This window comes from Luteibacter sp. UNCMF366Tsu5.1 (genome assembly GCF_900119235.1).
Lineage (GTDB): Bacteria > Pseudomonadota > Gammaproteobacteria > Xanthomonadales > Rhodanobacteraceae > Luteibacter > Luteibacter flocculans.
Window position 1 is genome coordinate 291,009 of sequence record NZ_FPIS01000004.1, and the last position, 23,034, is coordinate 314,042.

Annotated in this window: 22 protein-coding genes, 1 tRNA gene, 1 pseudogene and 1 riboswitch; of the genes and pseudogenes, 15 read left to right on the forward strand and 9 right to left on the reverse strand. The window is 64.0% G+C overall.

The window, feature by feature from the left end; translation table 11 throughout:
• Positions 1 to 13: 13 nt before the first annotated feature.
• Complete coding sequence (locus tag BT115_RS17595) at positions 14 to 1,942, reverse strand: response regulator (protein ID WP_072323938.1); 1,929 nt, start codon at positions 1,940 to 1,942, stop codon at positions 14 to 16.
• A 161-nt stretch (positions 1,943 to 2,103) separates the two neighbouring features.
• Positions 2,104 to 2,315: riboswitch (cobalamin riboswitch) on the forward strand.
• Between the two features lie 158 nt (positions 2,316 to 2,473).
• Here BT115_RS17595 and BT115_RS17600 point away from each other — a divergent pair.
• The 7 genes from BT115_RS17600 (at position 2,474) to BT115_RS17630 (ending at position 9,704) form a co-directional block, all read left to right on the forward strand.
• Complete coding sequence (locus tag BT115_RS17600; protein ID WP_083527556.1) at positions 2,474 to 4,981, forward strand: ribonucleoside-diphosphate reductase subunit alpha; 2,508 nt, start codon at positions 2,474 to 2,476, stop codon at positions 4,979 to 4,981.
• Positions 4,982 to 5,069: 88 nt separating this feature from the next.
• Positions 5,070 to 6,098, forward strand: coding sequence for a ribonucleotide-diphosphate reductase subunit beta (locus BT115_RS17605; RefSeq protein ID WP_072323939.1), 1,029 nt, complete (start codon positions 5,070 to 5,072; stop codon positions 6,096 to 6,098).
• 74 nt (positions 6,099 to 6,172) lie between these two features.
• Complete coding sequence (locus tag BT115_RS17610) at positions 6,173 to 6,577, forward strand: acyl-CoA thioesterase (RefSeq protein WP_072323940.1); 405 nt, start codon at positions 6,173 to 6,175, stop codon at positions 6,575 to 6,577.
• A gap of 71 nt (positions 6,578 to 6,648) precedes the next feature.
• A complete protein-coding gene (locus BT115_RS17615) occupies positions 6,649 to 7,092 on the forward strand; it encodes a MerR family transcriptional regulator (RefSeq protein ID WP_072323941.1) in 444 nt (147 codons plus the stop codon).
• Positions 7,089 to 8,081, forward strand: a complete 993-nt coding sequence (locus BT115_RS17620; RefSeq protein WP_072323942.1) for an aldo/keto reductase — start codon at positions 7,089 to 7,091, stop codon at positions 8,079 to 8,081. Before BT115_RS17615 ends, BT115_RS17620 begins: the two co-directional genes overlap by 4 nt.
• Before the next feature lie 75 nt (positions 8,082 to 8,156).
• Positions 8,157 to 8,984: an NADPH-dependent 7-cyano-7-deazaguanine reductase QueF gene (queF, locus tag BT115_RS17625; RefSeq protein WP_072323943.1), complete on the forward strand. Its 828-nt coding sequence runs from the start codon at positions 8,157 to 8,159 to the stop codon at positions 8,982 to 8,984.
• A 129-nt stretch (positions 8,985 to 9,113) separates the two neighbouring features.
• Positions 9,114 to 9,704, forward strand: a complete 591-nt coding sequence (locus BT115_RS17630; RefSeq protein WP_072323944.1) for a hypothetical protein — start codon at positions 9,114 to 9,116, stop codon at positions 9,702 to 9,704.
• Between the two features lie 91 nt (positions 9,705 to 9,795).
• Here BT115_RS17630 and BT115_RS19080 read toward each other — a convergent pair.
• The 3 genes and pseudogenes from BT115_RS19080 to BT115_RS17645 form a co-directional block, all read right to left on the reverse strand.
• Positions 9,796 to 9,933 (reverse strand): annotated as a pseudogene (locus BT115_RS19080) (relaxation protein); the annotation flags it as partial.
• 328 nt (positions 9,934 to 10,261) lie between these two features.
• A complete protein-coding gene (locus tag BT115_RS17640; protein WP_072323945.1) occupies positions 10,262 to 12,547 on the reverse strand; it encodes an XVIPCD domain-containing protein in 2,286 nt (761 codons plus the stop codon).
• The gene (locus BT115_RS17645; protein ID WP_072323946.1) at positions 12,547 to 12,978 is read right to left on the reverse strand and encodes a hypothetical protein; all 432 of its coding nucleotides are present in this window, start codon (positions 12,976 to 12,978) and stop codon (positions 12,547 to 12,549) included. The genes BT115_RS17640 and BT115_RS17645 overlap by 1 nt, the downstream gene beginning before the upstream one ends.
• 470 nt (positions 12,979 to 13,448) lie before the next feature.
• On the opposite strand from BT115_RS17645, the gene BT115_RS17650 reads away from it, so the two are divergent.
• A complete protein-coding gene (locus tag BT115_RS17650; protein ID WP_072323947.1) occupies positions 13,449 to 13,658 on the forward strand; it encodes a CsbD family protein in 210 nt (69 codons plus the stop codon).
• Between the two features lie 32 nt (positions 13,659 to 13,690).
• Positions 13,691 to 13,864, forward strand: coding sequence for a DUF1328 domain-containing protein (locus tag BT115_RS17655; protein ID WP_072323948.1), 174 nt, complete (start codon positions 13,691 to 13,693; stop codon positions 13,862 to 13,864).
• 74 nt (positions 13,865 to 13,938) lie between these two features.
• Here the strand turns inward: BT115_RS17655 and BT115_RS17660 are convergent, their stop codons facing one another.
• The 3 genes from BT115_RS17660 to BT115_RS18715 form a co-directional block, all read right to left on the reverse strand.
• Positions 13,939 to 15,258: a sensor histidine kinase gene (locus BT115_RS17660; RefSeq protein ID WP_255369467.1), complete on the reverse strand. Its 1,320-nt coding sequence runs from the start codon at positions 15,256 to 15,258 to the stop codon at positions 13,939 to 13,941.
• Entirely contained in the window at positions 15,255 to 15,995 is a 741-nt protein-coding gene (locus BT115_RS17665; protein WP_072323949.1) for a response regulator, read from the reverse strand. Before BT115_RS17665 ends, BT115_RS17660 begins: the two co-directional genes overlap by 4 nt.
• A 65-nt stretch (positions 15,996 to 16,060) precedes the next feature.
• Complete coding sequence (locus BT115_RS18715; RefSeq protein ID WP_177257445.1) at positions 16,061 to 16,231, reverse strand: hypothetical protein; 171 nt, start codon at positions 16,229 to 16,231, stop codon at positions 16,061 to 16,063.
• A gap of 287 nt (positions 16,232 to 16,518) precedes the next feature.
• On the opposite strand from BT115_RS18715, the gene BT115_RS17670 reads away from it, so the two are divergent.
• From BT115_RS17670 to BT115_RS17695, 6 genes are read left to right on the forward strand one after another with little or no spacing between them, the layout of a single operon-like run.
• A complete protein-coding gene (locus BT115_RS17670) occupies positions 16,519 to 16,794 on the forward strand; it encodes a BufA1 family periplasmic bufferin-type metallophore (RefSeq protein ID WP_072323950.1) in 276 nt (91 codons plus the stop codon).
• Positions 16,791 to 17,240: a DoxX family protein gene (locus BT115_RS17675; protein WP_083527557.1), complete on the forward strand. Its 450-nt coding sequence runs from the start codon at positions 16,791 to 16,793 to the stop codon at positions 17,238 to 17,240. Before BT115_RS17670 ends, BT115_RS17675 begins: the two co-directional genes overlap by 4 nt.
• 32 nt (positions 17,241 to 17,272) lie before the next feature.
• The gene (locus BT115_RS17680; RefSeq protein ID WP_072323951.1) at positions 17,273 to 18,031 is read left to right on the forward strand and encodes an alpha/beta fold hydrolase; all 759 of its coding nucleotides are present in this window, start codon (positions 17,273 to 17,275) and stop codon (positions 18,029 to 18,031) included.
• Positions 18,032 to 18,081: 50 nt separating this feature from the next.
• On the forward strand, positions 18,082 to 18,366 hold the full coding sequence (locus tag BT115_RS17685) for a BufA2 family periplasmic bufferin-type metallophore (RefSeq protein WP_072323952.1): 285 nt from the start codon (positions 18,082 to 18,084) through the stop codon (positions 18,364 to 18,366).
• A 52-nt stretch (positions 18,367 to 18,418) separates the two neighbouring features.
• Entirely contained in the window at positions 18,419 to 19,264 is an 846-nt protein-coding gene (locus tag BT115_RS17690; protein WP_072323953.1) for an MNIO family bufferin maturase, read from the forward strand.
• Positions 19,261 to 20,031, forward strand: coding sequence for an HvfC/BufC N-terminal domain-containing protein (locus BT115_RS17695; RefSeq protein ID WP_072323954.1), 771 nt, complete (start codon positions 19,261 to 19,263; stop codon positions 20,029 to 20,031). Before BT115_RS17690 ends, BT115_RS17695 begins: the two co-directional genes overlap by 4 nt.
• A 100-nt stretch (positions 20,032 to 20,131) precedes the next feature.
• On the opposite strand, the gene BT115_RS17700 is transcribed toward BT115_RS17695, so the two are convergent.
• The gene (locus BT115_RS17700; RefSeq protein ID WP_143144622.1) at positions 20,132 to 21,706 is read right to left on the reverse strand and encodes a hypothetical protein; all 1,575 of its coding nucleotides are present in this window, start codon (positions 21,704 to 21,706) and stop codon (positions 20,132 to 20,134) included.
• Positions 21,707 to 22,845: 1,139 nt separating this feature from the next.
• Positions 22,846 to 22,922, reverse strand: a tRNA-Arg gene (locus BT115_RS17705).
• Between the last annotated feature and the right edge of the window lie 112 nt (positions 22,923 to 23,034).

Below are 23,034 nucleotides of genomic sequence, written 5' to 3' on the forward strand. Positions count from 1 at the left end.
ACCAGACGAAGGGCTAGGTGACCCGCGTAATCCGCCCGATCGCATCCATCAGGTCGGCGACACCGTAGGGCTTCACCAGGATCGCGGTGCGTTCGTCGCGCTGTATGCCATTGGCGGTGTGATCGCCGGTGGCATACAGCACGGGAAGCTCGGGCTGTTGCTCCCGCAACCGCTCCGCGACTTCCACGCCGTTCATGCCTGGCAAGCCGACGTCGGCCAGTAGCACGTCGATCGGCTGCGCGTTGTACACACGCAGCGCTTCATGGCCGTCGCCAGCTTCGAAGGCCATGTGTCCGCGGCTTTCCAGCATTTCGCAGATCGACATGCGGATCAGCGCATCGTCTTCGACCACCAGCACTCGCATCGGCGGCGGCACCGGCGTCGCGGTAGCCGACGCCATCGGCAGCGCATCCTGCGTACGCCGCAGGCGCGTCGCCAGCACGTTGCGCACGCGTCGCGCGAGTTGGTCGCGGGTGTAAGGCTTGCTCAGCAGCTCCACGCCCTCATCGAGGCGGCCGCCATGCACGATGGCGTTTTCCGTGTAGCCCGAGGTAAACAGCACGCCGATGCCCGGCTGCCGTTCGGCGGCCTTGCGCGCCAGCTCGGGGCTGCGCAGTGAGCCGGGCATCACCACGTCGGTGAACAGCAGGTCGATCGCGATGCCGCTCTCGATGATCGACAATGCACTTTCCGCATCACGTGCCTTGAGCACGCGGTAGCCGAGGTCGCCCAGCATGGCGACGACGGTCTCGCGCACGGCGTCGTCGTCCTCCACCACCAGGATGGTCTCGTCGCCACCGCGCACGCCTTCCTCCTCAATGTCGACCACCCGGTCCTCGCTCTGCGTCGAGCGCGGCAGGTAGATCTTCACCGTCGTGCCATGACCCGGCTCGCTGTAGATCTTCACGTGGCCACCGGACTGCTTCACGAAACCATAGACCATCGACAGGCCAAGGCCCGTGCCACGGCCTTCCGGCTTGGTCGTGAAGAACGGCTCAAATACCTGGTCGATGATCTCGGCGGGAATGCCGGTGCCGGTATCGGTGACCGCGATCATGACGTACTGGCCCGGACGCAGGTCGCCGTGTGCCGCGGCGTAGGTAGCGTCGAGCAACGCATTGCCGGCCTCGATGGTCAGCTTGCCGCGCCCTTCCATCGCGTCGCGTGCATTGAGCGCGAGATTGAGCAGCGCGTTCTCGACGTTGCCCGGATCGACCAGCGTGTTCCACAGGCCGCCGGCCACCACGGTCTCCACCTCGATCGCCTCGCCCAGCGCGCGGCGGAGGAGTTCGTCCATGTCGCGGACGAAGCGGCCGATGTTCACCACCTTCGGAGCCAGCGGCTGGCGCCGGCCGAAAGCAAGCAACTGAGCGGCGAGCTTGGTGCCACGGGTGACGCCGGCCATGGCGTTCGCCACGCGGCGTTCCGCGCGAGCGTTGCCAGCTACGTCGGCGCTCAGCAGCTGCAGGTTGCCGCTGATCACCTGGAGCAGGTTATTGAAATCGTGCGCCACGCCACCGGTCAGCTTGCCGATCGCGTCCATCTTCTGCGCCTGGCGCAGCTGGTCCTGGGTCAGACCGAGCGCAAAGTCCACGGGCTCGCCGTCGCTCCGGGTCGGCAGCAGCGACACCATCAGCACCGGCTCGGCGTCCGCACCGCCGCGCCACGGCTCCACGGACAGGCGCCAGGGCGTGCCATCGGCCGAGGCGACCTCCAACGTGGCGAGGCCCTCATCTACGGACCGCGAAAAGGCATCGACGATCCGTTTCCGGGTCTCGTCACCCCATACGGCGAGGAAATCGTCCGAGGGCAACCGAGCGGCCGCCCACGCATTCGCGTACAGGAGCTCCCCGGCGGTGGAAAGGGCGACGATGCCGTAGGGAACGGCATCGAACGACCGGGAGATCAGTGCATGATCCTGCAGCGCAAAGGAAGATGGCATCGAGCCTGGCGGGTGCGTGAGGGAGGAAAGACGGGAGTTTATCGTTGCTCGCAAGATCCGATTGTGTAGACGATCTTCACATCCTCTTCGCGCTCGATTACGAATCCGATCAGATACCTGCGCCAGACCCAACATCTTGTGTTGACCCTTCGACCGGCCGGCTATATCGTGTGCTTGCTGGTGTCCGGAGAGGCGCGACTGCCCGTCGGACTTAATAGGGAATCCGGTGCGAATCCGGAACTGCCCCGCAGCGGTAAGTGGAAACGACCCCGTCTGAATGCACTGGTCCTCAGCGACTGGGAAGCGATGGGTAGGCGGGCCTCAGTGCCCTCGTCCACGAGTCCGAAGACCTGCCAGCGGTCGGTGCCTCATCGGTGCCGATTGTGGTGACGGCTTCCGCGGGGAAGCGCGTCGCGGACCGGAGCCGCCCTGGGCGGGCTCCGTCCCGGCTTTTTTTCCCGTTGGCCTGAACCGCTTCGAGCCCCGTCCGAGGGAACGGGAGTTTGAACCTGGCCCTGGGGCACGCCACACATGACCACGATGGATTCCGCCGCGCACGAGCGCACCGAGACGGCCGACGCCGTCACCACCACCCCGCCCGCGACCGGCAACGCGCCCGCCGCTGGCTATCGCAACGAGCCGCCACCGGCCTTTGCCCTGACCCCGCCGCACAACCCCGGCCAGATGCGCGTGACGAAGCGCAACGGCGGCCAGGAAGTCGTCGACGTGAACAAGATCGTGCGCGCGGTCACCCGCAGCGCCGACGGCCTTTACGCCGTGGACCCGATGCGCGTCGCGCTGAAGACGATCGGCGGCCTCTATGACGGCGCCACCACGCAGGAACTCGACCAGTTGTCGATCCGCACGGCCGCCGCGCTGACTGCCGAGGAGCCGGAATACGGCCAGCTCGCCGCGCGCCTGCTCGCCGCCTTCATCGACAAGGAAGTGTCCGGGCAGGACATCCAGTCGTTCTCGCAGTCGATCTCCACCGGCTTCGAGCTGGGCATTCTCAACGAGCGCCTCCGTGACTTCGTGCAAGTGAACGCGCGCAAGCTCAACGATGCCGTGGACACCAGCGCCTCGCGACGCTTCGAATACTTCGGCCTGCGCACGGTTTACGACCGCTACCTGCTGCGTCATCCGACGAAGCGCTTCGTCATCGAGACGCCGCAATATTTCTTCATGCGCATCGCCTGCGCGCTCGGCGGCAACGACGTGGCCGAGACGCTGGAGCTGTACCGCATGCTCTCGTCGCTGGAGTACCTCGCCAGCTCGCCGACCCTGTTCAACGCCGGCACCGCGCACGAGCAGCTATCGTCGTGCTTTCTGCTGGATTCGCCGCAGGACGCGCTCGAGTCGATCTACGCCAAGTACGGTGACGTGGCTCAGTTGTCGAAGTTCGCCGGCGGCATCGGCCTGGCCTATTCGCGCATCCGCTCGCGCGGTTCGCTGATCCGCGGTACCAACGGCCACTCGAACGGCCTTGTGCCGTGGCTGAAGACGCTGGACGCCTCCGTTGCCGCCGTGAACCAGGGCGGCAAGCGCAAGGGCGCGGCCTGCGTGTATCTGGAATCGTGGCACGCGGACATCGAGGAATTCCTCGAATTGCGCGAGAACACCGGCGACGACGCACGCCGCACACACAACCTCAACCTCGCCAACTGGGTGCCCGATCTGTTCATGCGCCGGGTCGAAGCCGACGGCGACTGGTCGTTGTTCGACCCGAAGATCGTGCCGCACTTCGTCGACACATGGGGCGCCGCGTTCGACGCCGCCTATGAAAAAGCCGAGGCCGACGGCCTGGCCGCGAAGACGATCAAGGCCCGCGAGCTGTACGCACGCATGCTGCGTTCGCTGGCACAGACCGGCAACGGCTGGATGACCTTCAAGGACCGCTCGAACGCCACCAGCAACCAGACGGCGCGCCCCGAGAACGTCATCCACCTGTCGAACCTGTGCACGGAAATCCTCGAGGTCACCAACGCGAACGAGACGGCCGTCTGCAATCTCGGCTCGATCAACCTCGCACGTCATGTCGTCGATGGTGCGTTCGATTTCGACAAGCTGGCCACCACGGTACGCACGGCCGTGCGCCAGTTGAACCGCGTCATCGATCTCAACTTCTATCCGATCGCCACGGCCCGTACGGCCAACATGAAATGGCGCCCGGTGGGCCTCGGCGTGATGGGCTTGCAGGACGTCTTCTTCAAGCTGCGTCTCCCGTTCGACTCCGACGCAGCACGCGAGATATCCACGCGCATCGCAGAAGAGATCTATTTCCACGCCCTGTCGATGTCCAACGAGATCGCCGAGCGCGACGGCGCGCATCCGGGCTTTGCGGAAACGCGTGCCGCCAATGGCGAGCTGCAGTTCGACTACTGGCCCGCGGCCACGCCGACCGGGCGCGATGCACGCTGGGCCGCGTTGCGCGAGAAGATCAAGGCCACCGGCCTGCGCAACTCCCTGCTGATCGCGATCGCACCGACGGCAACCATCGCCTCCATCGCCGGTTGCTACGAGTGCATCGAGCCGCAAGTGTCGAACCTCTTCAAACGCGAGACGCTGTCCGGCGATTTCCTCGTCGTGAATCGCTACCTCGTCGAGGAGCTGAAGACCCTCGGACTGTGGACCGCCGAAGTGCGCGATCAGATCAAGCTCGCCGAGGGTTCGGTGCAGGGCATCGCCGCCATTCCGGCCGAACTGCGTGCGATCTACCGCACCACCTGGGAGCTGCCGCAGAAGGCGCTGATCGATCTCGCCGCTGCGCGCGGTGCCTACATCGACCAGAGCCAGTCGTTGAACCTGTTCATGGAGAACCCGAACATCGGACAGCTTTCGTCGATGTACATGTACGCCTGGAAGGCCGGCATCAAGACGACTTATTACCTGCGCTCGCGCCCGGCCACCCGCATTGCGAAGACCACGGTCAGCGCGGCTGCGGCCGCACCGGCCACCCCTGTCGTGGACGCGCAGGAACAGGCGACGGCTGCCGTGTTCTGCTCGCTCGAAAACCCCGAATACTGCGAAGCCTGCCAGTAACCGGCCCGCGGAGCGGCACCTGCCGCTCCGCACCCCTTCTCGACGCTGGCGCGCCACGGCGCGCCGCTCGTTCCCATTGAGGCACCCGATGTCCGCCACCCCGATCACTCGCGACTCCCACATCCTCGACCCCGGCTTCGAACTCACCCTGCGGCCGATGAAGTACCCGCAGTTCTATGAGATGTACCGCGCCGCCATCCGCAATACGTGGACCGTGGAGGAAGTGGATTTCTCGCTCGACGTCACCGACCTCAAGTCGAAGATGTCCGATGCCGACCGGCACCTCATCCATCGCCTGGTCGCCTTCTTCGCCACGGGCGACACGATCGTGTCGAACAACCTCGTGCTGAACCTCTACCAGCACGTGAACTCGCCCGAAGCGCGCATGTTCCTGTCGCGCCAGTTGTACGAGGAAGCGCTGCATGTGCAGTTCTATCTCACGTTGCTGGACACCTATATCCCCGAACCTGCGGAGCGGAACAAGGCGTTCGCCGCGATCGAGAGCATCCCGTCGATCCGGCAGAAGGGCGAGTTCTGCTTCAAGTGGATCGAGTCGATCCAGGACCTGAATCGCCTGGAGACGCGCGAGCACCGCCGGCAGTTCCTGCTCAACCTGATCTGCTTCGCCGCCTGCATCGAAGGACTGTTCTTCTTTGCCGCTTTTGCCTACGTCTACTACCTGCGTTCGCGCGGTCTTCTGCACGGCCTGGCGTCGGGCACCAACTGGGTCTTCCGGGACGAGTCGGGCCACATGGCTTTCGCCTTCGAAGTGGTGCGCACCGTACGCGAGCAGGAACCGGACCTTTTCGACGACGAGATGCGCGAGCAGGTGGAAACGATGCTGGAAGACGCCATCGCCTGCGAGACGCAGTTCGCCCAGGACGTGCTCTCCGGCGGCGTGGCCGGGCTGTCGGTAAACGACATGCGTCAGTACCTCGAGTACTGCGCCGACCAGCGCCTGGCCCAGCTCGACATGCCGAAGAAGTATGGCGCTAAGAACCCGTTCGACTTCATGGACCTGCAGGACGTGCAGGAGCTGACCAACTTCTTCGAGCGCCGCGTGTCGTCGTACCAGGTCGGCGTGCAGGGCGAAGTGGCCTTCGATCAGTCGTTCTAAGCGCCGGAGATTGGCGACTCAGTCGCGTAGCGTGCCACGCGAATAGCGTAAACAGGCCCTACAATGGCGGCACCATGAATGACGGTGCCGCCATGATTCCCATCGCCCGACCCACGGAGGCTCGCCTCCTGGAGATCGTCTTCCCGGATCACACCAACCACCTGGGCACGCTGTTCGGCGGCCAGGCGCTGGCCTGGATGGACAAGGCAGCGTTCATCGCCGCCTCGCGTTACGCCCGCAAGGTGGTGGTCACGGCACGATCGGAGCAGGTGGACTTCCACGTGCCCGTGCGCAAGGGCCAGATGGTGGAACTGATCGCCACCATCGTCTCGGTCGGCCGCACCTCGATGAAGGTGGACGTGGCCATGTACACCGAAGACCTGATCACCGGCGAACGCGAGCTGTGCACGCGCGGCACCTTCACGATGATCGCGCTCGACAGCGACCTGAAGCCCACGCCGGTCGATAGCCCGGCATAACCCGATCGGCCGCCGAAGGGCGGCCCGTCAGGGCTTGACCTAGAGCGCACTCGAAGGCGTAGGCTTCTCGAATGCCTCAATCCCTGACCATCGCCGAGGCCGCCCAGGCCACCGGTCTCACCGTCCACACGCTGCGCTACTACGAGCAGATCGGTCTCATCGATCCAGTGCCGCGGCGCAACGGGCAGCGCGTCTACGGCGAGCCCGAGATGCGCTTCATCCAGTTCGTACTCAAACTCCGCTCTACCGGCATGTCCATGCGGGACATCCAGGAATACGTGCGGCTGCGCCGCCTCGGCGAAACCGAGGAAAGCATCCGCGAGCGCGGCGACCTCCTCGCGCGGCATGCCACAAAGCTGCGCAGCGAACTGGTCGAATTGACCGAGACCATTGCGCGCCTCGACGAGAAGATCGCGCTCTATCGCTCGCTTTATCCCCAGGAAGCCCTCCCCACGGAGCCGCCGCTCGACGCGGCGACGCCGGGCATCCCCTCGCATCGAAGGAGACACGCATGATCACCCGCAAGCTCGGCAAGCACGGCCCCGACGTCTCGACCCTCGGCCTCGGCTGCATGGGCATGAGCGAATTCTACGGCGCTGGCGACGAAAAGGAATCGATCGCCACCCTGGAACGCGCCCTGGACCTCGGCATCACCTTCTGGGACACCTCCGACGCCTACGGCCCGCACACCAACGAGGAACTGATCGGTCGCACGCTTGCCGGACGTCGCGACAAGGTATTTCTCGCCACCAAGTTCGGCATCGTCCGCGACCCGAACGACCCGAACAAGCGCGGCATCGACGGCCGGCCCGAGTACGTGCGGCTGTCGGTGGAAGGTAGCCTGCGCCGCCTGAAGACGGATCACATCGACCTCTATTACCAGCACCGCGTCGATCGCAACGTACCGATCGAAGAAACCGTCGGCGCCATGGCGCGGCTGGTGGAGGAAGGCAAGGTGCGTTACCTGGGCCTGTCGGAAGCCTCGGCCGCATCGATCCGCAAGGCAGCAGCGGTCCATCCCATCGCGGCGCTTCAGAGCGAATACTCGCTATGGACGCGCGATCCGGAGACCACCGGTACGCTGGCTGCCTGTCGCGAGCACGGGATCGCGCTGGTGGCGTATAGCCCGCTCGGCCGTGGCTTCCTCACCGGGGCGATCACCAAGCCGGAGGATTTCGCCGAGGACGACTACCGCCGCATCAATCCGCGCTTCACGGGGGACAACTTCGCCAAGAACCTGGCAATCGTGGAAAAGGTGCGCAAGTTCGCCGCGACCAAGGGCTGCACGCCGGGCCAGCTTGCCCTGGCGTGGGTGCTCGCCAAGGGCGACGACATCGTGCCGATCCCGGGCACCAAGCGCGTGAAGTACCTGGAAGAGAACGCCGGAGCGGTACAGGTGACGCTGAGTACTGCCGAGGTGGCCGAGATCGATGCGGTGTTCCCGCCGGACACGGCAGCCGGCGATCGCTACGCGTCCAACATGATGGGCTCCATCAACGCCTGAACGCTGGGCCGAGCGGTAACGGTGGGGCTCGGCCCGAGCCCCTATAATGGCGGTTTGTTTCCGCAGCAAACCGCCATGTCGTCCCCCGAACACTCGCCGCTGGGCAAGGCCACCGTCTACGCCGACCGCTACGACGCCAGCCTGCTCTTTCCCATCCCGCGCCAGGGCAAGCGCGACGAGATCGGCGTCTCCGGCGCCGATCTGCCGTTCCATGGCGTGGACCTCTGGAACGGGTACGAGCTGTCGTGGCTGGATGCGCGCGGCAAGCCGATGGTGGCGGTGGCGGAGTTCCGTTTCCCGGCTACCACGCCGAATATCGTCGAATCGAAGTCCTTCAAGCTGTACCTCAACAGCTTCGCCCAAGAGCGGCTCCCGGACGCGGCCGAGGTGCGCGAGCGCCTGGTACGCGATCTGTCGGCGGCCTCGGGCGGCCCGGTGAGCGTGGTGCTGCATGCGCCGAACGAACTCGACGGTACGCCGCTGGGCGAACCGGAGGGCACGCTGCTCGACGATCAGGCGCTGGATTTCGACTGCTATGGTCCGCCGCGCCCCGACTACCTCACCGCCACCGCGGGCGACGTCCGCGAGACGCTCGTCTCGCACTTGCTGCGCTCGAACTGCCCGGTGACCGGCCAGCCAGACTGGGGCAGCGTCCAGATCGCCTATGCAGGTGCGCCCATCGATCACGCCGGGCTGCTGCGCTACCTCGTCTCGTTCCGCAGCCACACCGAGTTTCACGAGCAGTGCGTGGAGCGGATTTTTACGGACATCCAGGCGCATTGCGCGCCGCGCGAGCTGTCGGTTTACGCGCGTTACACGCGCCGTGGCGGGCTCGACATCAATCCGTTCCGCAGCACCGACCCGACCGCCGCGCCGGGAAATCCGCGCGGTGCCCGCCAATGATGAACGCATCATTCATGCGCTCTTCATTGGACTTGCCTTTAGTTGTGTAGCCTGTACCCTGCGGCGGCTACGGCTCTGCCCTGACGCCCATTCGTTTTCGAACCTGATAGCCATTCTCGGAATCCAGACATGAAGCTTTCGTTCCGCTCGTCCGTTCTCGGCACGGCCACCGTTGCCGGCCTGCTGGTCCTCACCGCTTGCGGCAAGAAGGAAGAGCAGCAGAACGCGCCAGCTCCGGCCGCTACCGCCCCGGCTGCGCCTGCGCCGACCCCGGCCCCGTCGGCAAGCGCTCCGGCCGCTGCCACCACCGCCGCGCAGGCGCCCGCCCCGGCAGCCCAGCCGGCTCCCGCCCCGGCTGCGCCCGCCGCCGCTGAATCGCTGAAGGTCAGCTCGGTCACCCTCGGCAATGCCGTGGGCAGCGACAAGAAGGTTGCCAAGGCCAAGAACACGTTCGCACCGAACGACAAGACCATCTACGCGTCGGTCGCAACGGACGGCACCACGGCAGGCGCCACGCTCAACGCCAAGTGGACCTACCAGGACGGTGAAACCACGACGACGGTCAGCGACATCAGCCAGTCGATCAGCACCGAAGGTCCGGCGGTCACCACGTTCAAGATCCAGAATCCGAACGAATGGCCGGAAGGCAAGTACAAGGTCACCGTCTCGCTCAACGGCCAGGCCGTGGGCAACGAAGCCTTCGAGATCAAGAAGAAGTAAGCACCTGTCCAAGGGTGCCCCAAAGAGCGCGACGAGAGTCGCGCTCTTTTTTTATCTGTCGAAAGCACCCGTGCCTTTGCGCGGGCGTGCGTCAGCGCGGTTGCACCGGCATGTATTCGCCTTTCTCTCCCCAGCGCTTGCCCTTGGTGTCGACACGGGCGCACAGCCTTCCGTCGCAGAGCGTGACGTCGGCGCGGTTATAGGCCTTGAGCAAGTCAGCCGATAGCTGGTTCTGCTCGATCACACGCATGTAGTGAGCGGAAAGCCACACCGCGGCGCCCAGCAGCACGATGCCGAGCACGCTTACGATCATCACGAATTGCCAGGCCCGTACGACGCGTGGCCGCAATGCGTCGTCGATGCGCGTGTCATGGTGCTCCAGGATCGACGCCATCTGCTCGCGGAACGTCGCCACCTCGCGCTCGCGCGTGGCGCGCAGGATGCGCTCGCTTTCCTTCGTCTCCTTCCTGATATCGACCAGCAGGTCTTCCACCTGCGCCGTGAGCATCAGCAGATGCTCGCTCGCGTTCCTTACGTCGTTCATGTCCTGACTCCTGTCAGCGCGCCATGCCATGGCTTTGGCTCTGCGCGCGCTCCTGTTGCAATGCCTGTTCCTGGACCTGCGCCTGGGTTTCGTGGGCCAGTTGCTGGAAGCTTCGGTCCAGTGGCTGCACCGCGGCAAGCGTGGGATCGACCGTGGCCGCCGGGGAAAACGGATCAGCGCCTCGATTCGCACAGGTCGCGACCAGTTCGCCGTTGGCATCCGGCGCGATGGCGTCGATGCTGCGCATGCGACGGCAGGTCGCCTCGAAGGCGATGGCACCCGCGATACGCTCCTTACCGGCTTCGTCGCGATATCTCGCCACGTCCGGGTCCAGGGTATCCAGATGATGCAGCGCCTGCTGGAACAGCGGATGCTCCCGGCCGGGCAACGCTTGCTGTCGATCCAGCATGTTTTGAGAAGCCTCGGCGCGCACTTCCTTGCCGACGTCCGACGCGGCGAACGTCTTGGCGATCGACCGCATCGCATCGCGATCGCCCGCTTTGGACGCTTCGCAGAACTGCTCGATCATCGCATCGCTGTAGATTTCGCGTTGCGTGCGCGGTGTGGCCGACAAGGGCTCGACAGCCGCCGTCACCGCCTCCGCGTGACGTCGATAGGCCGCTTCCAGTTCCACGTGACGATTGCCCTCGGCAACACGGTGACCATGCAGCAGATCCGGTGTGGTCCAGCGCGCGTCGTCGCCGCGCGTGTAGACGTGGCCGTCCGATGCCACCATGCGCTCGGGGTGCGCCAGTGCGTCGTCCACCGCCGCCGGCATCTCGCCATGGCGCGACCAGCCGAACTGGTCGTACGCCGCCTTGTAGTGGGCGGCCGTGCTCGCAGGCATCGCCTGGAGATTGGCCTCCACGATGGTCTGCGCCCGCATGTCCAACACGGCGGCTTGCTCGGGTGTCGCGGTTTCCACGTTGAAGCGCTGCATGCTGAGACCGACGCGGCTGTCCGTGACCTGTCGTGACCATTGCCCACTCACGGGCTCGCGCTGCCAGTCGCCTTCATAGACGTTATCGGGCCGATGGGTTTCGGGCGTGGATGGCACCACGAACGGATCACGCACCGGGGACGGTGTCGCCAGAGCCAGTTCCACCGCGCGGCTGGAGGCGAGGTAATTGAGCCGATCGGCCACTTCCGGTGACGCGACTACCGTGCGCTTGGCATAGACGGGGATGCCGCGATCGACCGTGGCCTGTCGATCCAGATCGCCGGTCACCGTGCGCGTCCAACCCTGTGTCGGTTGCGTGGGGTCGAACTGCCAGCGCCGACCGTCGCTGTCGGTCTGCTGGTGGATACGGCGGTGGTCGATCCAGGCAGCCAACCGGTCGCCTGCGACAGCGCCCGCGATGCCACCGAGCGCCGCGCCAACGAGCGCGCCGGGTCCGCTCTCCGCTGTGACGGCGGCACCCATCTTGGCGCCCAAGGCCACGCCGCCCCAGCCGCCGACGTTGCGCGACACGGCACCAACGATGCGCGACTGCGCGCCGGCGTCGTTGCCCTGGTCGTGAAGCTGCGCGGCGTGACGGACCGTGGTCACGCCGTCATGCAGCGATATGGCGGCACTCGCCACACCAAGCCCCTTGGCGGTGGCCTGGCCGATGTTGAAGCGCATGCTCGGCGCACGACGCACGGCTGCCGTGGGATCGGCCACGGGGGCAGGCAGCACACCGGCGCGAATCGCTTCCTCCGCATAGGCCGCCTGCACGCGCGCCAGCACCCCGTCCACGCCACGCTCCGCATACGTGGCGCGCAAGCTTTCCACCGGCACGCCGCCCAGGCTACGCACGTTCGGGTTATGCAACGCCGTGGGAATCTCCACCTGCGCAAACACGCGATACGGATTCGCACTCACGGAAATCACCTTCACGTCGCCGCTTAGCGACGAGGCGAAGTCGTGCGACGCCTCGCACCAAAGGCAATTGAAGATGCTGGTGTGGCTGTCGCGAGGTGCTTTGGCGTCGCCGTAGAGGAAGTCGTCGCGGAGCTTTTCGGCTAGGTCGCTGCCTGCGCCTTGAGACTCGAAGATTCTTTTCGCCGAAGTCTTTATAGCCAAAGCGATCTTTTCGTGCACAAGGAACAGGCCGCGTGGCGTGGTATCGATGATCGAAGAACGCGTAAGCCTGGCGTATTCAGCCGCATGTCTGTTGGCCGACGTTTTACCTACTGCCCCGCTGTAGAGCGTGGCACCGTTTCCGTACGCGTTGGCTGGATATTCGCGCACCACGGCCCGAATATCGTCCAACGTCCTCGCGTTATTGAGGCGATCGAGGTCGCGCTCGATCGCCATCAAACATCTTCCTCATCGTCCTTGAGCAAGGCCCAGCCGTCTCGAAAAGCGACCTCTCCCATGAAACGCGACTGGAACGACTCATATAAGAACGAAGGTCTATCTTCGAGCTTGAGCCAAGCCTTGATGGCCCCGCAGACCATCGCTTGGACTTCGGAGAGCTCGTCGAAACTGAACGCAGCACAGGAGCAGGGATCAGGCTCCGTGCCAACCCAGTCGTGAATCACCCATCCAAATGAGACGACTTCAAGGTTGTACCTGTTTCCGTCCGCCAAATATCGTTCGTCGATTTCGCCGTAGTAAACGCCACCTCGATATTCAACGGTGAACGTCTCGATCGGCGGCTCCTCCCTGCCTCGCTTACTCCCCGCGTATCTGACGCGCCCCTGCGGAAAATCGATCCATTCAAACGTCTTGCTGTAGTTACCCACGAGCCTGTTCCTTAGTTCTCATCCAACGCATATGCCTCGTCCATGGTCAGCCCCATCCGGCGGCGCGGCGATCATGCCAGAGCGCAAGCGCTACGTAGACCGTCCAGCTGCGCGCTCGCCGCAGAACCGCTACGCAGCTCACTCTTGCCATGTGGACCACTTATCGATTGCGGTTTTGGCGGCGGACGGCGTGTGAGATTTCCCGCATCAACATCCCGCCTACGCCGCCATGCTCGTCCCCGGCTAGAGCCTTAGGGGTAATGGGCCGTATAGCCGTCCCGGGCCATGCCCTGGCCGGCGCCTTAGGGAGCGGGCCGGGGCGATCCCGACCGTGTAGGACATGCATACGTGGGGTGAGTCGCGGCCTCACCGGTCACAGACATGGCATTCAACCTTCCGATGGTCGAATAGCGTCCGACCCTGGGGGCGATGGCCGTCCCCAGGCATCACACACCGATCGAGGTACCGCCATGAACGAAGACACCCTCAAGGGAAAATGGAAACAGCTCGAGGGCAAGATCAAGGAACAGTGGGGCAAGCTGACTGACGACGATTTCAAGGTCGCCGAAGGCAACAGCGAATACCTCGCAGGCAAAGTCCAGGAGCGCTATGGCGTGGCGAGGGACGAAGCGGAACGTCAGGTCAAGGATTTCCGCGACCGCATCGATCGGAACTATTAATCCAACTCATCGACTCGCCAGAGGAGAACATCATGCTGCATTGGGCTGTGATCTTTTTCGTGATCGCGCTTATCGCTGCGGTCTTCGGCTTCACCGGCATTGCTGCCGGCGCCGCCAGCATCGCCAAGATCCTTTTCGTGGTCTTCCTGATCCTGTTCATTCTTTCGCTGCTGTTCGGCGGTCTGCGTCGCGGTCCCCGGATATAAGTTCCTCGCAGTCTGAGCGTCACCAAAGCCCCGGCCCCAGACCGGGGCTTTTTTTTGCTTCGGCTAAGGAGACATCAGGGCAGAACAACGGTCGCGACCAACCCACCTCCATCGCGATGGGCGAGCGTGAGATTGCCGCCGATCGAAAGCATCAGCTGCGTGGCGATCGCAAGGCCCAGGCCCGCGCCTCCGGTATCGCGGCTGCGGGAGGCTTCCATCCGATAGAACGGTTGCAGCACCTCTTCAAGCTCGGTTTCCGGAATACCCGGACCGCGATCGGATACCGTGATGCACAGGCCACCACCCTCGGTACGGCATGCCGCTACCTCGGCCGCGCCACCGTATTTCACGGCGTTGTCGATGAGGTTCACCAGAACGCGGCGAAGCGCACGCGGCCGTACCGTTGCCACGCCCTCCACGGTGCCCGTCAGGCTCACCGGCTCGCCCACGTCCTGGTAATCGAAGACAAGGCTTTCGACGAAGGCCGTCGGGTCGATACGTACGGGCGCCTCGTCGCCACCGTGAGCACTGCGCGCGTATGCAACGCCTTCGCGGACGAGATGCTCCATTTCCCCGAGATCCGCCAGCAACCGATCGCGCTCGATGCCATCGTCCAACGACTCAGCCCGAAGCCGCATGCGCGTGATGGGCGTCTGCAGATCATGCGAGATCGAAGCCAGAATATGCAGGCGTTCCTTGAGGTACCGCGCGATACGCTCCTGCATGGCATTGAAGGCCAAGGCCGCGTTAGCCACCTCGATGGGGCCATCCTGAGGCAGACGCAGCGCCTCCCCGGCAGGATTCACCGCTTCGACCGCCTGGGCCAATGTCTTCAACGGTCGCGTGGCCAGGCGCACAGCGATCCATCCGCAGGCAAGCAGCAAGGCCACCTGGAGCACGAGAACGAGCGGAAGCCAATCCGCGACAGGTATGCCCTGCGGCGTCACCTCCATCGTGATGGGACTGCCATCGTGCAATGTCAGATGGATCTGGTAGCGCTCGGGAGTCACCGACACGGTATCGCCATGAACGCGGTACGCCTCACCGACTTCCGTCGCGATCATCGCCGTAAGCTCACGCGACCGGCTCGAGACGAGCGGGACGCCCTGCTCTCCCGGGCCAATGATGAAACGATAGTTGTCGCGTTGCAGGCGCTCCAGCCATGCCGGCCGCTCCGTGGCGGGCAGGCGATCGAGAATCGCCACCGACGTGCCGACCTCGCGCTCGATGGTGTCCAGCATGACCGAGACGGCCGTCGTGTAGCGCTCGTAATACATCAGCCCAACGGACAAGGCTTGGGCAAGCAACAGTCCGGCGAAGATGATGAGGTAGAGCCGCGCGGCCATGCTGCGCGGCCACAGGCGCCAGGCACGGACGCGCGGCGGCTCGGTCACGACACGTCTCCATGGACCGTTACCGACATGGCGAAGACATAGCCTTCGCTGCGCACCGTCTTGATGTATGCCGGCTCTTTCGCGTCGTCGCGCAGCCGTTGGCGCAACCGGCTCACCATCAGGTCGATGGATCGATCGAAGAGCTCGGCATCGCGACCTTGGGTGAGGTTGAGCAACTGATCGCGCGACAGCACGCGCTGCGGATGATCGAGAAAGACACGCAGCAAGCGGAACTCGGCACCGCTGAGCGCAACGACGGTGCCCTTGGCATCCAGCAGATGGCGCGCCGTCGTGTCGAGCTTCCATTGACCGAACGAGATCGTGTCGCCGGTTTCCGTGATGCGCAAGTTCGGTGGCAGCATCCGCGTGCGCCGGATCACTGCCTTGATCCGTGCAAGCAACTCGCGCGGCGAGAAAGGCTTGGTGACGTAGTCGTCTGCGCCCATCTCCAGGCCGACGATGCGGTCGGTCTCGTCGTCGCGCGCCGTCAATAAAAGCACGGGCAACGCGCGATGCTTGCCGCTGCGCAGGTTGCGGCAGAGCGCGAGGCCATCTTCTCCCGGCATCATGATATCCAGCACCACGAGATCGAACGCCGACGCGTCGAGCTGCGCCAGCATGTCCCGACCATCGGCGGCTGCCGTGGCACGCAGACCATTCTTGCGCAGGTAGTCGACGACGCCCGTGCGGATCCCGTGATCGTCGTCGACGACGAGAATGTGATCGATGTGGTCCATGTGTGTCGCCTCCCCGCTGGCCGTGTCGCCAGCGCGCTCACTTTGATTATCGCTTCCGGCCCACATCATGCCTTCCCCCGCCCGATGCGGTCGATAAGGTAGAGCGCGGGCCGGAAGCGATTGCCATAAGCGCCCCACGTCTGCAGCCCGTTGTCCGTCGCGATGGGCCAGGTGAAGCCGTAGCGATGGATGGCGGCCCGCACAGAGGCGTCGGCGACAAGACAAAAGGATTTCATAGGGCACCTCGGGAAGCAGGGAGGCGCGATGGTGGCTACCGCGCAGGATGCCTATGAAAAGCCTGCCGCTTGTCCCGCTCGTGTCCGCCGAGCCGGCTTTTTGTATCGCTTTGTACAAACCGGAAACAGCTCGTCCAAGGGCACACCGGTCCGCTTTGTATCGAAATGTATCGAGCGCCGCATCCGACACATTGCGATGCGTTTTGACGCTTGCCTCGACACAGGCGGGATACGCCGCTGCGGTCTCCTTTGCACACCCACCACTTACCACACCAAGGACTCATCTCATGATCCGCAAGCACACCGCATTCGCCGCCACCCTCGCCCTGAGCCTCGTCTCGCTCGCCTCCGTGGCGCACGCGGACGATGCCAAGAAGCCGATGGAGAAGTGCTACGGCGTGGCAAAGGCTGGGCAGAACGACTGCGCTGCTGGCCCGGGCACGAGTTGTGCCGCCACGGCGAAGAAAGACTACCAGGGCAACGCCTGGGTACTGGTGGAGAAAGGCACCTGCACCCGCATCAAGACGCCCAAGGGCCATGGCACGCCGGAGCCCCAGGCGTGAACGTCGGCGCCACGTCGCGGGTGCGACGCACGCTGCCGCCGATCGCGGCGTGGTGTTCGCGGCTGCCAGACGATCTGCTCCTGCTCGTCGCCCGACTGGGCATCGCCGCCGTGTTCTTTCTTTCGGGACGGACGAAGGTGGAAGGCTTCCTGAGCATCAAGCCATCCACCTATGACCTCTTCGCCTCGGAATACGCGTTGCCACTGCTCTCGCCACACGTGGCCGCGCATCTGGCGACCTACGCGGAGCACCTGTTCCCCGTGCTCCTGGTGCTCGGCCTGTTCACGCGCAGCGCGGCCTTCGCGTTGCTGGCGATGACTACGGTGATCGAGGTGTTCGTCTACCCCGATGCCTGGCCCACGCACCTCACCTGGGCGGGTCTGCTGCTTCCGCTGATCGCTCGCGGTGCCGGCAAGTGGTCGATCGACCGTCTTGTTCACCGCTGATGTCTCCATTCACGCACAACGCAGGGAATCCCATGCGCAAACTATTGACTCTCGCCATCACCACGATGGTTCTCGGCACAGCCATGGCCGGATTCGCCGCGGATGCGCCGCCTGGTGTAAAGAACATCGTCATCGTGCCCGGCGCGTTCGTCGATGGCTCGGGCTGGCGCGTCGTACACGACATCCTTGTCCACAAGGGCTACACCGTTAGCGTCGTGCAACCGAAGATCGAAACGCTCGCCAACGACATCGAGCAGACCCGCGAACAGATCCGCAAGCAGGACGGCCCCGTCGTACTCGTCGGACACAGCTATGGCGGCGCCGTGATCACTCAGGCCGGCAACCGCGACAAGGTGAAAGCCCTGGTCTACGTGGCCGCACTTGTCCCGGACGTGGGCGAGAGCGTCTCGCAACTCGTCGGCTCGATGCCTGCGCCAAGCAACGACGTCGTCCCCACGCGTGACGGCCATCTGTTCTTCGCGCAGGACAAGTTCGGTACCGACTTCGCAGGCGATCTGACCACGAATCGCACGGCCTTCATGGCGGTGTCGCAAGTGCCCGCGACTGCCGCGGCGTTCGGCGCCACGATGCAGGTCGCCGCATGGCACGACAAGCCCACGTGGGCCGTCGTCGCTACGCAGGATCGCGCCTTGAGCCCGGACCTGGAACGTTGGATGTACAAGCGCGCCAACGCCAAGGTCACCGAAATCAAAGCCAGCCATGTCGTCTACATCTCGCAGCCGGAAGCGGTGGCGAACGTGATCGAGGACGCCGCGCGCAACGCGCACTGACAACCGGTTGCAACCCACGGTCCCGACGGACCTCTTCCCAGGAGAACCCCATGAGCACACTCGCCACCTCGTCCCGCCCCCATTTCGCTGCTGCCGCAGCACTCGTCGCCCTCGCCGTCGCCTCGCTCGGCTCGCCTGTGCGCGCTGCCGACGGTACCGCACCGAAGGAAGAACCCGGTCGCTGCTACGGCATCAACACCTGCAAGGGCACCAGCCTCTGCGCCACGGCCAAGAACGATTGCAAGGGCCTCAATACCTGCAAGGGCCAGGGCGTGCTGGTGAAGACGCCGAGCGAATGCAAGGCTGCCGGCGGCACGCTGACCGAGCCGAAGTGATTCATCAAGGGCCGTCGACATCGACGGCCCTTTTCCCAGTGGAGACCCCACCATGCGCACGCCACCCCCGTCGTTCTCCGGCTATGGCCTCGGCCTGCGCAAGGAGCATTACCGCGACTTCCTCGACACCGACGTACCCGTCGATTTCGTCGAGGTCATCTCGGAGAACTTCATGGTCGATGGCGGCCAGCCACGCGACATCCTTCGCCGCGTTCGCGAGAAGCATCCTGTCGCACTGCATGGCGTGTCGCTGTCCATCGGCTCATCGGACGGACTGGACATGGCGTACCTGCGTCGGCTCAAGTCACTCGCCGACGACGTGCAACCGCTGTTCGTCTCCGACCACCTCAGCTGGTCGCGCATTGCCGGCTTCAATTCGCACGACCTTCTGCCCCTACCGTATACCGAGGAAGCGCTCGCGCTCGTCTGCCGCAACATCGAAACCGCACAGGACGTACTCGGGCGCGCCATGTTGTTCGAGAACCCGTCCAGCTACGTGGCCTTCGACGGCGCGACGATGAACGAGTGGGACTTTCTTGCCGAGATGTCGCGACGCACGGGCTGCGGTTTGCTGCTGGACGTGAATAACGTTTACGTGAGCGCAAACAACCACGGCTTCGACGCGCATGCTTTCCTTCGAGGCATTCCGGCCGATCGCGTGCGCCAGGTCCATCTTGCCGGTCACACGCAGGGTCCCGGCCTGCTCATCGACACGCACGATCACCCCGTATGCGACGACGTGTGGGCGCTGTATGCGACTGCGATGGCCGTCCTCGGGCCGGTCGCGACGATGATCGAGCGTGACGACGACATCCCTCCGCTACCCGAACTCCTGGCGGAACTGGATACGGCGAGATCGATCGGTACGCGCTCCGCGGATCATCGGGAGGTCGCATGAACCTCGCCGAGCTGCAACATCGCTTCGGCGACTGGCTGACGGATGCAACCGGAGAAGACGACAAGCCTTCCATCCCCAGCCAGGCGAATGCCGGCTTTGCCGTCTACTGCAACAACTACCGTGCGCAGTTGATCGGTTGCCTGGAGGCGAGCTATCCCCAGGTCGCTCGCTGGATCGGTGCCGATGCATTCCGCGAGGCCGCCATTCACCACATCGGAATCCATCCGCCACGCTCCTGGACACTCGACCAGTACGGCGTCGATTTTCCGGATACGGTGTTCGCCCTCTACCCGCGCAATCCTGATCTGTACGAACTTGCATGGATCGAATGGGCACTGGCCGAGGCGTTCGTTTCCGCCGATACGACACCACTGACGACCGAAGCGCTGGCGAACGTGGATTGGGATGCGGTGACGCTAACGCTCACGCCCAGCCTGCGCGTGCACGAGGCCACTACCACCGCCGACGACCTCTGGTTCGCACTCGACACCGAGGCTGAGGTACCCGAAGGCGAGATGCTCGATCAACCCGGAGGCTTCGTCATCTGGCGCAAGGGCTTCCGCTCCCAACTGAAACGCGTCGATGCTGCCGACTACGCTGCACTTCTCGCACTCCGGAGCGATGGTCGCTTCGCCGCGTGGTGCGACGTACTGGTCGAACGGCTGGGCGAGCACCACGGCATCGCCCGCGCCGGGACGCTGCTGGCGGAGTGGATCGGTGCCGGGATCGTGGTGGATGTGGAGATAGAAAACCAGGGCTCGTCCTGACCTATTTCAGCGCAGGCATCGAAAACACGCCGTGCCGCTCCATGCTGGGCACGAATCGTAGGGGACCCGCTGCGCGGCTTACGCAGCGGGTCGTCTGTCATTACTGCCCGCTCTTGCCGCTAGAGGCCTGAAGGCCCTTTACCGTCTTCACGAGTTCCGCCGCTGCTTTGACGTCATCAGCGATCTCGCTACTGCCCTGCGTGCCCTTTGCGGTGCCACCACATTGACCGAAGGTGATCGTGCGCGTCCCCTTGGTCACGCGCATGAGCTGGTTCCATCGGGGATCGGCAATGACGATGTCGAAGTCCTTGAAGTTTTGGACGTCGTGGTGCTGACGGGCACGTTCTTGCGGCGCCGCTCCTGTTGAGCCGGGCGGTGAAATCCAACCTGACGCTGCGATGACCTCATTTGCATGAGTTACCTGTAGTCGGACAGCGTGGCAAGCGGACGCTGGAATCCACGCTTCGTCGGGCGAACTGTTCGCGATGGCATCGGCCTCTGCCTGGCTAATGAGACCAGAGGTTCTGTCCGATCTAACGATGCCTAGCTTGCTGGCACTGGCACCGGGCTTACGCTCATCGAGCACGGGTGGCACAAGCTGCACCGTTGGATCGTTTACGAAGGCGCCATCCCTATCCGTCCAGTCGAGGACGCGGTACAGCCAATTTTGGTTCGTATATAACGCGTCCCCCTTCGGAAACCGATGCCAACACCCCGCATATTTTGGAAGATTGCCGGATGCATCGGAGGTGTCGTCCGAGGGAAGACTATTGTCTAGATCCATAGCGACGGGGAGCAGTAGCGCATTCTCCATTGGCTTCGGCTCTGTGGGGTCCTCGCCCTGGCAGACGTAGCCCTCGTTCACGGCGTCTTTCCACGTATGGCCACGGGACGCCAGATACATGCGTTCTTTGATACCACCTTTCGGCGCCGCGAGCCCACCCACTTCGCCGCCTATCACCACCACCGCCGCGCCAATGGGTCCAGCCGCGGCGTAGCCAAGAGCCGCTTCCGATCCGATCCTGGCAAGCATCGCCGCCGTCGTATTCGTCCATTTGGAGGTGACTGCCGTGACTTGGAGCGGATGCGTGCCCGTGGTCACATCCAGGTTTGTACCGCGAGCTTGCCGAACGGCGAAAACATAACTCATGTCGACGTGCGGCGCGGTCGCTGTTTGAACTCCTTCGAAGCAGGGCATCCAGCCCGCCTTGCTCTTATCCTCGCCCTTGTTCTTAGCATCACCACAAGGTACCAAGGGTGCGTTATTGCGCGACGTTACCTCCGTGAGCTTCATTGGTTCCGCTGGCGGAACAACCTGCGGCGCAGGCTCCTGCTTCTTGCCCTTGTCCTTACCGACTGCCTTGGTGTTCTCACCGTCGCCATTGGGACCGTGCGCCCCCTGCGCCGCCTGATTCATTCTGGCTTTCGCCACGGACTCTGGAAGCGACAAGACGACTGTCGACACCTGTTTCGCCATGGCGAACTCACCGTCCGCCGGGTCCGTAGGCTGTGTCGTGGCTGGGTCATCCACATGACCGGTGCCAGCCCTGACGATGCTGCTCTTCGTCGTCCCATCTGCCGGAAATGTCTTGTAGACCAGCGAGGGTGACGACGCGCAACCAGCCATGAAACACACGCAAACTCCGGCGATAGGCAAAGCGTATCCGTAACGCATACCGTCCTCCGACACTCATAGGTGACCCCCTGCGCGCCCAGGTTTACTGAAGCGCTCAATGAACTCACCACAGGTCGCGGCGCGGGTCTATCAGGCGAAAGGAAGAGTGCTTGCAAGGCCCGCTTGGCATCTGGATTGCAGCGGTTCGGATCGTCCCGAACTCAAGAGAACCTGACCCCATCGACCCACAGTCGCGTAGCGGAAACACCTGACGGAGAACCAGCGTGACTCGTAGATATGGCGATGAGTTTCCATTCCGAGTCGGCGCAACGCTTGACTGTCATGAGCGGCTAACGATGGAGTTAAGCGGTGCGCCTTACGCGCGTCCGCTTGGGCGACTGGTAAGGGCCTACTGCAACTCGCCAAACCATCCAAAACATGATCGCTGACGCCGCACCCATAAGTCCTGTAGCACCAAAACCTAGGGCGTACTGGACCCACCCGGCGTGTGTTGGCACACCGTTGACCACGTAGTCGACCATTTTGTGTCCGTCCCAGGCACTGTAGCCGGAACCAGAGCCAGGCCGATAAGGCCAAGAGAGGACGGCCATGGGCAATGCACCCAGAAAGAACCCGGAGATGGTCGCGGACCACCAGCGAACCAATCCACGACGCTCAAGGAAAAGAAAGGTTGGAAGGCCGAGTAGAACAATCCAGAGGGAGGCGAGGACGAAAGCGAGCAAGCCAACACGGAAATACCACCCGGGCATGCCAAAGTAGATCGCTGGCACAAGCGCAGCGATAAGAACCGCTCCAACCATTCCAAGGATTTGTCGCATAGGCCCCAACGCTGGAATTAAGCGGCGCACGGCGCGCGTGTCCGCTTGGACAAGATGTCAGTCGACCGCACTGATGCTTTCGGCAGGCATACCTGTCTGCGCCCTTGGACATTACCACCAACACCACCAAGACCCGGGCGCCGTTGTCCGTTGGGAGCGCACTAGCGTATTGCTGATGCGCCTGCGCGTCCCGCTTTAGCAGCGCCTGTTGCGCGTAGCGGGGATGCATAAGGACGACCTAGCTCGAGGCCACGATCCGCAACGAAGAGCGACAATTCGTGTCAGCCCGCAATACGGAATAGGCGTCAAAAGTGACACCTTATGGGGATTGTCCAATCCGCGCAGGCCTGGACGAAAAGATGGCGCGCCCGGAGGGATTCGAACCCCCGACCAATGGCTTCGGAAGCCACTACTCTATCCGGCTGAGCTACGGGCGCGTAACAGCGGATCGGCATTGTAGCGGGAATGCCCGGCGGGGCCTAGTCTCGGGGCCGGCGCCCCGGAACGGGTCGCGACGGGTGGTCGACGTCCCGCGCGCGGCGGCGTGAT

Coding starts and splice junctions, on each gene's coding strand:
- BT115_RS17595 (WP_072323938.1), bottom strand. CDS start 1,942: ATGCCATCTTCCTTTGCGCTGCAGGATCATGCACTGATCTCCCGGTCG.
- BT115_RS17600 (WP_083527556.1), top strand. CDS start 2,474: ATGACCACGATGGATTCCGCCGCGCACGAGCGCACCGAGACGGCCGAC.
- BT115_RS17605 (WP_072323939.1), top strand. CDS start 5,070: ATGTCCGCCACCCCGATCACTCGCGACTCCCACATCCTCGACCCCGGC.
- BT115_RS17610 (WP_072323940.1), top strand. CDS start 6,173: ATGAATGACGGTGCCGCCATGATTCCCATCGCCCGACCCACGGAGGCT.
- BT115_RS17615 (WP_072323941.1), top strand. CDS start 6,649: ATGCCTCAATCCCTGACCATCGCCGAGGCCGCCCAGGCCACCGGTCTC.
- BT115_RS17620 (WP_072323942.1), top strand. CDS start 7,089: ATGATCACCCGCAAGCTCGGCAAGCACGGCCCCGACGTCTCGACCCTC.
- queF (WP_072323943.1), top strand. CDS start 8,157: ATGTCGTCCCCCGAACACTCGCCGCTGGGCAAGGCCACCGTCTACGCC.
- BT115_RS17630 (WP_072323944.1), top strand. CDS start 9,114: ATGAAGCTTTCGTTCCGCTCGTCCGTTCTCGGCACGGCCACCGTTGCC.
- BT115_RS17640 (WP_072323945.1), bottom strand. CDS start 12,547: ATGGCGATCGAGCGCGACCTCGATCGCCTCAATAACGCGAGGACGTTG.
- BT115_RS17650 (WP_072323947.1), top strand. CDS start 13,449: ATGAACGAAGACACCCTCAAGGGAAAATGGAAACAGCTCGAGGGCAAG.
- BT115_RS17655 (WP_072323948.1), top strand. CDS start 13,691: ATGCTGCATTGGGCTGTGATCTTTTTCGTGATCGCGCTTATCGCTGCG.
- BT115_RS17665 (WP_072323949.1), bottom strand. CDS start 15,995: ATGGACCACATCGATCACATTCTCGTCGTCGACGACGATCACGGGATC.
- BT115_RS18715 (WP_177257445.1), bottom strand. CDS start 16,231: ATGAAATCCTTTTGTCTTGTCGCCGACGCCTCTGTGCGGGCCGCCATC.
- BT115_RS17670 (WP_072323950.1), top strand. CDS start 16,519: ATGATCCGCAAGCACACCGCATTCGCCGCCACCCTCGCCCTGAGCCTC.
- BT115_RS17680 (WP_072323951.1), top strand. CDS start 17,273: ATGCGCAAACTATTGACTCTCGCCATCACCACGATGGTTCTCGGCACA.
- BT115_RS17685 (WP_072323952.1), top strand. CDS start 18,082: ATGAGCACACTCGCCACCTCGTCCCGCCCCCATTTCGCTGCTGCCGCA.
- BT115_RS17690 (WP_072323953.1), top strand. CDS start 18,419: ATGCGCACGCCACCCCCGTCGTTCTCCGGCTATGGCCTCGGCCTGCGC.
- BT115_RS17695 (WP_072323954.1), top strand. CDS start 19,261: ATGAACCTCGCCGAGCTGCAACATCGCTTCGGCGACTGGCTGACGGAT.
- BT115_RS17700 (WP_143144622.1), bottom strand. CDS start 21,706: ATGCGTTACGGATACGCTTTGCCTATCGCCGGAGTTTGCGTGTGTTTC.